The following is a 12,535-nucleotide window of genomic DNA, read 5'->3' as shown; positions in this document are numbered from 1 at the left end:
GACCTCAGCGACGTCGTGCTCCGCTCGCTCACCGTGCGGGGAGCGCTCGGATCCCCTGCGGCGGAGCTCGTGGCGCTGGACGCGCGCCGCCGCGCCACCCTCGCCGTCGACAGCGCCGCGCCTTACGTCGCCGACGCGCTGACCGGCGGCGGCTGGTCGCTCCGGGTCGACGCCGAGCGGGCGGGCGACGCGGAGATCGCGGATGCGGTCGCCGGAGCCCGCGCCGCGGCCGCGGAGCGCGACGCGCGCGTCGTCGTGCTCGTCGACCGCATCGACACCGACGACGCGCAGCGCGGGTTCGTGGACGCGGTCGCGGCAGCGGATCCGGATGCAGTCGTGGTCAACGTCGGCCTCCCCGGACCCGATCTCGCGCTGCCGGTCCTCGATGTGCGGGCGAGCAGCCGGATCGGCGCCGAGCTCGCCCGGGAGGCGCTCGTGGGCGACGCTCGATGACTCCGGGATGCCGCTCTGAGGGGGCGCGCGCCCGGGTTATACCCCTGTCGGCGCAGAAGGTCAAGAATCACGCTTGCCATGTCGCGATTTCCGATCTATAGTTGATCTTTGCGCCTCGCTCCTCCCTGCCCTCATATGGTGGTCGGCAGACTCCGTACGTTCCTCGCTCCTCGACAGAGCGCCTTCAGCGTGCGGCCGTGTGACGCGGCGCACTCCACCTGACGACGAGGAATCGAGACGCCCTTCGGGGCTCACGGAGGTTATTCCCTTGGCTGCTGCTCGCAACGCATCCACTCCCACCACCACCAAGAACGGACGCGGCCACTCCCGCCTCTCGTTCGCCAAGATCTCCGACACGCTGACGGTCCCCGACCTGCTGGCCCTGCAGACCGAGTCCTTCGACTGGCTCGTGGGCAACGAGTCCTGGAAGCAGCGCGTCGCGGAGGCCAAGAAGGCCGGCCGCAAGGACGTGCCCGAGGCCAGCGGCCTCGAGGAGATCTTCGAGGAGATCTCCCCGATCGAGGATCTGAGCGAGACCATGCAGCTCTCGTTCACGAACCCGTACCTGGAGCCCGAGAAGTACTCCATCGAGGAGTGCAAGGAGCGCGGCAAGACGTACGCGGCCCCGCTCTACGTCGAGGCCGAGTTCATGAACCACCAGACCGGTGAGATCAAGACCCAGACGGTCTTCATGGGCGACTTCCCGCTCCAGACCGCCAAGGGCACCTTCATCATCAACGGCACCGAGCGCGTCGTCGTGTCGCAGCTCGTCCGCTCCCCGGGCGTCTACTTCGACAAGACCCCCGACAAGACGAGCGACAAGGACATCGTGTCCGCTCGCGTCATCCCCTCGCGCGGCGCCTGGCTCGAGTTCGAGATCGACAAGCGCGACCAGGTCGGCGTGCGCATCGACCGCAAGCGCAAGCAGTCCGTCACGGTCTTCCTGAAGGCCCTCGGCCTGACCAGCGAGGAGATCCTCGCCGAGTTCGCCGGCTTCACCTCGATCGAGGAGACGCTCGCGAAGGACACGATCCTCACCAAGGAGGACGCGCTCCGCGACATCTACCGCAAGCTCCGTCCGGGCGAGCAGGTCGCCGCCGAGGCCGCCCGCGCGCTGCTGGACAACTTCTACTTCAACCCGAAGCGCTACGACCTCGCCAAGGTGGGCCGCTACAAGATCAACCAGAAGCTGGGCCTCGACCTGCCCCTGGACGAGTCCGTCCTCACGGTCAAGGACGTCGTCGAGACCATCAAGTACCTGGTGCGCCTGCACGCCGGCGTGGAGACCTTCGAGGGCATCCGCGGCGGCAAGAAGGCCGAGATCCGTCTCGCGACCGACGACATCGACAACTTCGGCAACCGCCGCATCCGCGCCGTCGGCGAGCTCATCCAGAACCAGGTCCGCACGGGTCTGAGCCGCATGGAGCGCGTCGTCCGCGAGCGCATGACCACGCAAGACATCGAGGCGATCACGCCGCAGACCCTGATCAACGTGCGCCCCGTCGTCGCCGCGATCAAGGAGTTCTTCGGCACCTCGCAGCTGTCGCAGTTCATGGATCAGAACAACCCGCTCGCGGGTCTGACCCACAAGCGCCGCCTCTCGGCCCTCGGCCCCGGTGGTCTGAGCCGCGACCGCGCCGGCGTCGAGGTGCGCGACGTGCACCCCTCGCACTACGGCCGTATGTGCCCGATCGAGACCCCGGAAGGCCCGAACATCGGTCTGATCGGCTCGCTCGCCACGTTCGCGCGGATCAACTCCTTCGGCTTCATCGAGACGCCGTACCGCAAGGTCGAGGGTGGCAAGGTCACCGAGCACATCGACTACCTGACCGCCGCTGAGGAGGTCGACTTCAACATCGCGCAGGCGAACGCACCGCTCGACAAGGACGGCCGCTTCACCGAGGCGCACGTCCTGGCGCGTCCGAAGGGCGGATCCGGCGAGGTCGACATGTTCCTCCCCGAGGAGATCGGCTACATCGACGTCTCCCCGCGCCAGATGGTGTCGGTCGCGACCTCGCTCGTGCCGTTCCTCGAGCACGACGACGCGCAGCGCGCGCTCATGGGCGCCAACATGCAGCGTCAGGCCGTGCCGCTGCTCCGTTCCGAGTCGCCGTTCGTCGGCACCGGTATGGAGGGCTACGCCGCCATCGACGCCGGTGACGTGATCACCGCCGACAAGGCCGGTGTGGTGTCCGAGGTCTCCGCAGACCGCGTCGTGGTCATGCTCGACGAGGGCGGCACGCAGGAGTACTACCTGCGCAAGTTCGACCGCTCGAACCACGGCACGTCCTACAACCAGAAGGTCGTCGTCTCGGCCGGCGAGCGCGTCGAGGTCGGCGAGGTCATCGCCGACGGCCCCGCCACCGAGAACGGCGAGCTCGCGCTCGGCAAGAACCTCCTCGTCGCCTTCATGACGTGGGAGGGTCACAACTTCGAGGACGCGATCATCCTCAGCCAGGACCTGGTGAAGGACGACACCCTCTCCTCGATCCACATCGAGGAGTACGAGGTCGACTCGCGCGACACGAAGCTCGGCAAGGAGGAGATCACCCGTGACCTCCCCAACGTCAGCCCCGAGCTCCTGAAGGACCTGGACGAGCGCGGCATCATCCGCATCGGCGCCGAGGTCCGCCCCGGCGACATCCTCGTCGGCAAGGTCACGCCGAAGGGTGAGACCGAGCTGAGCGCCGAGGAGCGTCTGCTCCGCGCGATCTTCAACGAGAAGAGCCGCGAGGTCCGCGACACGTCCCTGAAGGTGCCGCACGGCGAGCAGGGCACGGTCATCGCGGTCAAGGAGTTCAACGCCGAGGACGGCGACGACGAGCTCGGCTCGGGCGTCAACCGCCGCGTCGTGGTCTTCATCGCCCAGAAGCGCAAGATCACCGAGGGCGACAAGCTCGCCGGCCGTCACGGCAACAAGGGCGTCATCGCGAAGATCCTGCCCGTCGAGGACATGCCGTTCCTCGCCGACGGAACCCCGGTCGACGTCATCCTGAACCCGCTCGGCATCCCCGGCCGCATGAACTTCGGCCAGGTGCTGGAGACCCACCTCGGATGGGTCGCCAAGCAGGGCTGGAAGATCGAGGGCAACCCGGAGTGGGCGGCGAACCTCCCCGCGGAGGCGTTCGACGTCGCCCCGGGCACCAAGGTCGCGACCCCGGTGTTCGACGGTGCTCACCAGGAGGAGATCGAGGGTCTGCTCGACTCGACCCTGCCGACCCGTGACGGCGTGCGCCTGATCGACTCCTCCGGCAAGACCACCCTGTTCGACGGCCGCTCCGGCGAGCCGTTCCCGGGGCAGATCTCCGTGGGCTACATGTACATCCTGAAGCTCCACCACCTGGTCGACGACAAGATCCACGCGCGTTCGACGGGCCCCTACTCGATGATCACCCAGCAGCCGCTCGGCGGTAAGGCCCAGTTCGGCGGCCAGCGCTTCGGTGAGATGGAGGTGTGGGCGCTCGAGGCCTACGGCGCCGCATACGCACTGCAGGAGCTCCTCACGATCAAGTCCGACGACATCCTCGGCCGCGTCAAGGTGTACGAGGCCATCGTCAAGGGCGAGAACATCCAGGAGCCGGGCATCCCGGAGTCGTTCAAGGTGCTCATGAAGGAGATGCAGTCGCTCTGCCTGAACGTCGAGGTCCTCTCGGCCGACGGCACGGCGGTCAACCTCCGCGACACCGACGACGAGGCCTTCCGCGCCGCCGAGGAGCTGGGGATCAACATCTCCAGCCGCTTCGAGTCCGCATCCATCGACGAGATCTGAGCCTTCGGGGGCCCGGATCCACTCCGGGCTCCCCGAACTCCCCACTTTTCTTAAGAGAATTTCGACACAGGAGAACTAGTGCTCGACGCAACAACCTTCGATGAGCTTCGCATCGGCCTCGCCACCGCAGACGACATCCGCAAGTGGTCGTACGGTGAGGTCAAGAAGCCCGAGACCATCAACTACCGCACGCTGAAGCCGGAGAAGGACGGCCTGTTCGGCGAGCAGATCTTCGGCCCCTCCCGCGACTGGGAGTGCGCCTGCGGCAAGTACAAGCGCGTGCGCTTCAAGGGCATCGTGTGCGAGCGCTGCGGCGTGGAGGTCACCAAGAGCTCCGTCCGCCGTGAGCGCATGGGCCACATCGAGCTTGCCGCGCCCGTCACCCACATCTGGTACTTCAAGGGCGTGCCCTCGCGCCTCGGGTACCTGCTGGACATGGCGCCGAAGGACCTCGAGAAGGTCATCTACTTCGCCGCGTACATGGTCATCTCGGTCGACGAGGACGCGCGTCACCGCGACCTGGCGACCCAGGAGAACAACATCCGCCTCGAGCTGAAGACGCTCGGCGACCGCCGCGACGCCAAGATCGCGGAGCGCCTGGCCAAGCTGGAGGAGGAGCTCGCGGCCCTCGAGGCCGAGGGCGCCAAGGCCGACGCCAAGAAGAAGGTCAAGGACGCCGCCGAGAAGGAGATGTCCCTGATCCGCAAGGGCGCCGACGAGGCGATCGTCAAGCTCGAGCGCGTGTGGGAGGACTTCCGCACCCTCGAGGTCGGGGCCCTGCGTCCCGAGGACGACGTGTTCCACGAGCTGCAGGACCGCTTCGGCCAGTACTTCGAGGCGCACATGGGCGCCGAGGCGATCCAGCGTCGCCTCGCGGCGTTCGACCTGGCCGCCGAGTCGGAGAAGCTGCACCTGCAGATCTCCGAGGGCAAGGGCCAGCGCAAGATCCGCGCGATCAAGCGCCTCAAGGTCGTGAACTCGTTCCTGGAGACCGGCATGAGCCCGGCCGCCATGGTGCTCGACGTCGTGCCGGTGATCCCGCCGGAGCTGCGGCCGATGGTGCAGCTGGACGGTGGTCGCTTCGCGACCAGCGACCTGAACGACCTGTACCGCCGTGTGATCAACCGCAACAACCGTCTTCGTCGTCTGATCGACCTCGGCGCCCCCGAGATCATCGTCAACAACGAGAAGCGCATGCTGCAGGAGGCCGTCGACGCGCTGTTCGACAACGGCCGCCGCGGTCGTCCCGTCACGGGCACCGGCAACCGCGCCCTGAAGTCCCTCAGCGACATGCTGAAGGGCAAGCAGGGGCGCTTCCGCCAGAACCTGCTCGGCAAGCGCGTGGACTACTCGGGCCGTTCGGTCATCATCGTCGGCCCGCAGCTCAAGCTGCACCAGTGCGGTCTGCCCAAGACGATGGCGATCGAGCTGTTCAAGCCGTTCGTGATCAAGCGCCTGATCGACCTGGGCCACTCGCAGAACATCAAGGCGGCCAAGCGCGCCGTCGAGCGCATGCGTCCCGAGGTCTGGGACGTGCTCGAGGAGATCATCCGCGAGCGCCCCGTGCTGCTGAACCGCGCCCCCACCCTGCACCGCCTGGGCATCCAGGCCTTCGAGCCGCAGCTCGTCGAGGGCAAGGCCATCCAGCTGCACCCGCTCGTCTGCGCGGCGTTCAACGCCGACTTCGACGGTGACCAGATGGCCGTGCACCTGCCGCTCTCGGTCGAGGCTCAGGCCGAGGCCCGCGTGCTGATGCTCGCGTCGAACAACATCCTCAAGCCGTCCGACGGCCGCCCGGTCACCCTGCCCTCGCAGGACATGATCATCGGCCTGCACCACCTGACCACGGTCAAGGAAGGTGCGCTCGGAGAGGGTCGTGCGTTCGGCTCGGTGGGCGAGGCGATCCTGGCGAAGGACGAGGGCACCCTCGACCTGCAGGCCAAGGTCCGCATCCGCATCCCGGGGCTGACGTTCCTCGAGGGCGAGGCCCCCGAGGGCTACGACAACCACGGGCTCGTGGACACGTCGCTCGGCCAGGCGATCTTCAACGACACCCTGCCGAAGGGCTACCCGTTCGTGCGCGAGGTCGCCGACAAGGGCAAGCTGTCGCAGATCGTCAACAAGCTCGCCGAGGAGTACCCCAAGGTCGAGACCGCCGCGTCGCTGGACCGCATCAAGGACGCCGGCTTCTACTGGGCCACGCGCTCGGGTGTGACCGTCGCGCTCAGCGACGTCATCACCCCGCCGAACAAGGCGGAGATCGTCGCGGGCTACGAGAAGCAGGCCGAGAAGATCCAGGCGCAGTACGACAAGGGTCTGACCACCGACGCCGAGCGTCGTCAGGAGCTCGTCGAGCTCTGGACGAAGGCGACCAACGAGGTCCAGGCCGAGATGCAGGCGAACTTCCCCGAGGACAACACCATCAATCGCATGGTGTCGTCGGGTGCTCGTGGTAACTGGCTGCAGATCCGTAACATCGCCGGTATGCGCGGTCTGGTGAACAACACCAAGGGTGAGTTCATCCCGCGTCCGATCATCTCCTCGTACCGCGAGGGGCTGTCGGTGGCGGAGTACTTCATCGCCACGCACGGTACCCGTAAGGGTCTCGCCGACACCGCTCTGCGTACGGCCGACTCGGGCTACCTGACCCGTCGTCTGGTCGACGTCTCGCAGGACGTCATCATCCGTGAGGACGACTGCGGCACGTCGAAGGGCCTCGAGCTCCCGATCGCCGCGCCGAACAGCGCCGGCGAGCTGGTGCGCGACGCGAACGTGGAGAACTCCGTGTTCGCCCGTACGCTCGCGTCCGACGTCGTGAACGCAGCCGGCGAGGTTCTCGCCACGGCCGGTGAGGACGTCGGCGACGTGCTCATCGACAAGCTCGTCGCGGCGGGCGTGGAGTCGATCAAGGTCCGCTCCGTGCTGACCTGCGACTCGGCGGTCGGCGTCTGCGCGCAGTGCTACGGTCGCTCGCTGGCCACCGGCAAGACGGTGGACATCGGCGAGGCCGTCGGCATCATCGCGGCCCAGTCGATCGGTGAGCCCGGCACGCAGCTGACGATGCGTACCTTCCACCTCGCGTCGGCCGGTGACATCACGCAGGGTCTGCCCCGTGTGCAGGAGCTCTTCGAGGCCCGTACCCCGAAGGGTGCCACCCCGATCGCCGAGGCCGACGGCCGCATCACGATCGAGGAGACCGACAAGTCCAAGAAGGTCATCCTCACGCCCGACAACGGCGACGAGGAAGTGGTCTACCCGGTGCTGAAGCGTGCGACACTCCTCGTCGAGGACGGCCAGCACGTCTCGGTCGGTGACCCGCTGCAGGTCGGAACGCTCGACCCCAAGGAGGTCATGCGCGTCATGGGCGCCCGCGAGGTGCAGCGCTACCTCGTCAGCGGCGTGCAGGACGTGTACCGCTCCCAGGGTGTGCCGATCCACGACAAGCACATCGAGGTCATCGTGCGCCAGATGCTGCGCAAGGTCACCGTCGTCGACCACGGCGACACGACCCTGCTCCCCGGCGAGATGCTCGACGCCCGTCGCTACCAGGACGTCAACCGTGAGGCCGTCGCGGCGGGCAAGCGCCCGGCGTCCGGCCGTCCGGAGCTGATGGGTATCACCAAGGCGTCGCTGGCGACCGAGTCCTGGCTGTCGGCCGCGTCCTTCCAGGAGACGACCCGCGTGCTCACGCAGGCCGCCATGGAGGGCAAGAGCGACCCGCTGGTCGGCCTCAAGGAGAACGTCATCATCGGTAAGCTCATCCCGGCCGGAACCGGTCTGCGCCGCTACCGCGACATCACCGTGGAGGCGACCGAGGAGGCCAAGAGCGAGCGCTACCCGAACCGGATCTTCGCATCCGACGGGGCGTACGCCGACGGCGACTTCGGCTACGTCGACTTCGACGCGTTCTCGACCGACGACATCACCCCCGGCACCTACAACTGAGCGAGGCGAGAGCCGCGCTGAGTGACGGACTGATCGTCTGACGGAAGGGCCCCGGATCTTCGGATCCGGGGCCCTTCCCGTTGCGTCGAAGGCGATGCGCGCGGGGCGTCGGAGACATCGGAGACGTCGGAATGGGTATGCGCTTTCCCAGTTTCGGTATACGCTTTCCGGTACGTGCTCTCGAGGCAGAGCGCACGGGAGGAGGATGCGATGACGCACGCAGCAGAGCAGCGGGACGACACCTCGGTCGCGTGGCGGCGGCCCGGCGCGCCGGAGAACATCGTCAGCCGCATGGAGCGATTGCCGTTGAGCCGCTGGCAGGTGCGCACCCGCCTTCTGATCGGCACCGGGACCTTCTTCGACGCGTTCGACGCGCTGGCGATCGCACAGGTGCTCCCGGTCCTCGCGCCGCTGTGGGGATTGAACGGCGTGCAGATCTCGATGCTCATCGCGATCGGCTACCTCGGGCAGCTGATCGGTGCCCTGGCCATCGGATACGTCGCCGAGAGGCTGGGGCGGACGAGAGCGATGGCGCTGGCGATCGTCATCTTCTCCGTGTTCTCGATCGCCTGCGCGTTCGCGCCCGGTTACGGGGTTCTGCTCGTCGCCCGTTTCCTGCAGGGCATCGGGCTGGGCGGACAGGTGCCGATCGGCGCCGTCTACATCAACGAGATCACCAAGGCACAGGGACGCGGTCGGTTCGTGCTGCTCTTCGAGCTCGTGTTCTCTTTCGGGGTGGTGCTGTGCGCGGTCGTCGGGCGACTCGTCGTTCCCACGCTCGGCTGGCACGTGCTGTTCCTCATCGGCGCGCTGCCGATCCTGGCGGTGCCGTTGATCCTGCGCGGGATCCCGGAGTCGCCGCGCTGGCTGGCCGCGCTCCCGGACCCGGCGAAGGCGGATCGGCAGATGTCGCGGATCGAGGACGGCGTGCGGAGGGCGAGCGGCACAGAGCTGCCCGCACCACAGCCGACCTCGGTCGCCGTCGCCGCGGGGCGAGGGCGCTTCGCGGAGCTCCTCAGCCCCGCGTACCGTCGGCGCACGCTCACGGTCTGGGTGATCTGGTTCGCGACGTACATCGTCTACTACGGCATCGGCACCTGGCTCCCCTCGCTCTATCAGGGCACGTTCAGGCTTCCGCTGGATCAGGCTCTGAACTACGCCCTCATCGGCAACATCGGCGCATTCCTGGGGGCCGCGCTCTGCGCGCTCACGATCGATCGCCTGGGGCGCAAGCGACTCTTCGTCTTCTCTCTCGCGGGCACCGCCGTGATGATGGCGATCCTGGCGGTGCTGGGCGCGAGCGCGGCCTGGCAGGTGCTCGTCTTCGGATCGCTCGCCTACCTCTTCGCGGGCGCCGCCAGCATCGGCCTGTATCTGTACACACCGGAGATCTACCCGACGCGGATCCGTGCCGTCGGCGTCGGCACCGCGACGGGCTGGCTGCGCATCGCGTCGATGATCGGCCCGATCGTGGTCGGCTTCTTCGCGAGCAAGAGCTTCGGCATCGCGTGCGGCGTGTTCGCCGTCGTCGCGGCGGTGAGCGTGCTCGTGGTGCTGCGCTGGGCGGTCGAGACCAAGGAGCGTGTGCTGGAGGAGATCTCCGGCTGACTCCGCGTCGGCCTCAGGATCCGAAGATGCTCGCGATGATGCTCGACGTGAAACCGGTGGGGGCGAGGTTCGAGTAGCGTGTGTCGATCAGCACGTCGTCGCGCCAGAACAGCGTGCGCCCGTCGGTGACGGGGTACTGGGCGTCAGGCCATTCCTTCTCGCAGCGTGTGCCCTTGTCGGGTGTGTAGCAGGAGAAGCCCTGTGTCTTCACGAGCCCGTTCAGCAGGTCGAGAGCCTCGCCGCGGGCCTTCCGTGAGATCGTCGTGGAGATGTTCGTGGTGTCCGACCTCGGGTCGGCCCAGATGCAGATGAGGCTGCCGTCTCCCTGCACGCCGCTCGGCCCGTACGCGGGCGAGTTCAGCGGGAGGTCGCCGAGCTGTGCCTGGACGGGCGCGGAGAGGAGCGCCTTGCAGTCGGTGGGAAGCGCCACCGGCGTCGGCGTCGGCGTGGGGCTCGGTGACGGTGACGTGCTGCTCCCGGGCCTGGTCGCGCTCGCGCCGGCGGTCGCGGGGGTCGACGAAGCAGGATGCGTCGCCGCCGGCGTGCACGCGGCGAGTATCGCGACCAGGCTGAGGAGGGCCGGCACGACCGCGACGCTGCGACTCTTCATGGCGCAAGGATAGGGCCCGTCGATTCGGCGGCGCCGCAGCGCCGTGCACCGGTTCGGCGCGCCGCGCCCGAGCACCGGTGCCCGAGGGTGCGTGCCGCGCTCCGGAGTAGCCTGGGGGAAGTTTGGGGGAAGAGGGGGCGGCATGGCCGAGCAACGGGTGGTGATCCTGGGTGACACGCGGATCGATGAGATCCGCGATCCCGGCGGGATGCGCGAGAGCGTGGGCGGCGACGCCGTCGAGCTGGCGGACGCCCTGCGGGGCCACGGCCTCGCGCTGACGATCGTCGCCCCCGTGGGCGAGGACTCCGACGGGGAGCGGATCCGCACGGTGCTGCAGGATCGCGGCATCCGGCTCGTCGTGGTCCCCGCGCCCGAGGGCACGCCGCGTCGTTCGCTCGTGCGCGACCGCAGCGGCGCCGAGGTCGAGCTGCGCCGAGGCGGCGGCGCGTTCTCCGACACCCGCCGCTCGCTCGCGGCGCAGGCCGAGGCCGACGTGATCGTCGACCTCCGCCAGGGCATCGAGAGCACGGTGGCCGAGGAGCGCGACGCGGTGCTGCGCGCCCTGGGCCTGGCCGATGCTCCCGAGGAGCCGGTCCGCGAAGGAGGCGCATCGGCGGCTCCCGGCACGTCGCGCCCGCTCGACGTGTCGACGGACGCCACGACCCCCGCGCCGGACGCTGCGACCGCCGCGACGAGATCGGACGACGCGTCCGTCGCCGGAGCCGCGGTCTCCGCGGCGCCGTCCGCCGGAGCCGTCGCCGCAGCGCCTCCCGCCGTGCTGCTGCCGGCGCCGATCGTGGCGGGCACCGTCCGTCACGCGCCGGTGCGCCTGCTTCCCGAGCCGCTCGTCGCGCACGCGCCGGCACAGGACTGGCACGGCCTCGAGGCGCGTCTCGCCCGCATCGCCACCTGACGCCCGAGCTCAGGGACGTGGCGCGTAGCGCACCGGCGGGTGCGTGCGGAGCACGACGTCGCGCAGCTCCTCCAGGGACGCATCGCGGCCGAACACGCCTGCCGCCCGGGCCTGCACCAGCACGTTCCCGAGGGCGGTCGCCTCCACCGGGCCGGCGAGCACGGGGCGGCCCGTGCGGTCGGCGGTCTCCTGGCAGAGCAGGCCGTTGAGCGCGCCTCCGCCGATGAGGTCGATCGCGTCGAGGGAACGGCCGGAGAGCGCGGCCGCCGCGCGGACGGCGTCGGCGAACGCCTGTGCGATCGAGGCGACGATCATGCGCGCGAACCCGGCCCGGTCGCCGGGTGGTTCCTCGCCGGTCGCGCGGACGAGCGCCGCGATGCGGGCGGGCATATCGCCGGGGGCGCTGAGGGAGGGGTCCTCCGTGTCGAACAGCACGGTCGGCGCCGCGGCGGCGGCCGCCTGCAGGAGCGCCGGGAGGTCGATCGAGGCGCCGTCCTCCGCCTCCCAGGTGCGCACGGTCTCGCTCAGCAGCCAGAGGCCGGTGACGTTGTGCAGGAACCGGATCCGTCCGTCGACGCCGAGTTCATGGGTGAAGCCGGCGGCGCGCGCCTCCTCGGTGAGCACCGGAGCCGCGAGCTCGACGCCGACCAGTCCCCAGGTGCCGCACGAGATGTACGCGGAGTCGGGAGAGGCGAGCGGCGCGGCGACGACCGCCGAGGCGGTGTCGTGCGATCCGACGGCGACGACGGGGAGATCCGCGCCGATCCGGGCGGCGAGCTCGGGACGCAGCCGCCCGATCCGCTCGCCCGGCTCGACCAGCGCGGGCAGCAGTGCAGGGCGGAGCCCGATCCTCTCGGCCAGCGCGACGTCCCATTCGCGGTCGTGCACGCGGAGAAGCCCGGTCGTCGAGGCATTGGTGCGCTCGGCGACGCGCGCCCCGGTGAGGCGATGCGCGAGCAGGTCGGGCACGAGCAGCAGGGTGTCGGCGTCGGCGGCCCGCTCGTCGGCGGCGAGCTGATACAGCGAGGTGAACGCCAGGAACTGCAGGCCGTTGCGGGCGTACAGGTCGCCGAACGGGATCCGCGCGTGCACGGCCTCCACGCCCCGGGGCGTGCGCGCGTCCCGGTAGTGGAACGGCTCGGCGAGGAGCGCATCGTCGCGGAGGAGGCCGTAGTCGACGGCCCACGTGTCGATGCCGATGCTCTCGATCGCGGGTTCCCGGCGCACGGCCTCGGCG

General features: G+C 69.2%; 6 protein-coding genes and 1 pseudogene. 5 read left to right on the top strand and 2 right to left on the bottom strand.

The annotated features are described in order from the left end of the window. From RL72_RS20005 to RL72_RS00685, 4 genes and pseudogenes are all read left to right on the top strand, one after another. Positions 1–453: pseudogene (locus RL72_RS20005) on the top strand (glycoside hydrolase family 3 N-terminal domain-containing protein); the annotation flags it as partial. A gap of 268 nt (positions 454–721) precedes the next feature. Further along, positions 722–4,222 (top strand): DNA-directed RNA polymerase subunit beta, encoded by a 3,501-nt coding sequence (gene rpoB, locus RL72_RS00695; RefSeq protein ID WP_045248877.1) that lies wholly within the window; start codon positions 722–724, stop codon positions 4,220–4,222. A gap of 78 nt (positions 4,223–4,300) precedes the next feature. Then, positions 4,301–8,167: a DNA-directed RNA polymerase subunit beta' gene (rpoC, locus tag RL72_RS00690; protein WP_045248876.1), complete on the top strand. Its 3,867-nt coding sequence runs from the start codon at positions 4,301–4,303 to the stop codon at positions 8,165–8,167. A 210-nt stretch (positions 8,168–8,377) separates the two neighbouring features. Beyond that, a complete protein-coding gene (locus RL72_RS00685; RefSeq protein WP_052674095.1) occupies positions 8,378–9,775 on the top strand; it encodes an MFS transporter in 1,398 nt (465 codons plus the stop codon). A gap of 13 nt (positions 9,776–9,788) precedes the next feature. Here RL72_RS00685 and RL72_RS00680 read toward each other — a convergent pair whose 3' ends face one another. Then, the gene (locus tag RL72_RS00680) at positions 9,789–10,385 is read right to left on the bottom strand and encodes a hypothetical protein (RefSeq protein WP_052674094.1); all 597 of its coding nucleotides are present in this window, start codon (positions 10,383–10,385) and stop codon (positions 9,789–9,791) included. Between the two features lie 142 nt (positions 10,386–10,527). Between RL72_RS00680 and RL72_RS00675 the strand changes: the two genes are divergently transcribed. Then, positions 10,528–11,298 (top strand): carbohydrate kinase family protein, encoded by a 771-nt coding sequence (locus RL72_RS00675; RefSeq protein WP_045248875.1) that lies wholly within the window; start codon positions 10,528–10,530, stop codon positions 11,296–11,298. Between the two features lie 9 nt (positions 11,299–11,307). Here RL72_RS00675 and RL72_RS00670 read toward each other — a convergent pair. Continuing rightward, a partial coding sequence (locus RL72_RS00670) for a rhamnulokinase (protein ID WP_045248874.1) occupies positions 11,308–12,535 on the bottom strand: 1,228 nt, incomplete at its 5' end.

The sequence above is a fragment of the Microbacterium azadirachtae genome (genome assembly GCF_000956545.1).
Classification (GTDB): Bacteria; Actinomycetota; Actinomycetes; order Actinomycetales; family Microbacteriaceae; genus Microbacterium; species Microbacterium azadirachtae.
This window is presented reverse-complemented; position numbering and strand designations above follow the sequence as displayed.

Excerpts from the sequence above, each read along its gene's own strand:
- RL72_RS00675 (WP_045248875.1), top strand. The coding sequence starts at position 10,528 with ATGGCCGAGCAACGGGTGGTGATCCTGGGTGACACGCGGATCGATGAG.
- RL72_RS00680 (WP_052674094.1), bottom strand. The coding sequence starts at position 10,385 with ATGAAGAGTCGCAGCGTCGCGGTCGTGCCGGCCCTCCTCAGCCTGGTC.
- RL72_RS00685 (WP_052674095.1), top strand. The coding sequence starts at position 8,378 with ATGACGCACGCAGCAGAGCAGCGGGACGACACCTCGGTCGCGTGGCGG.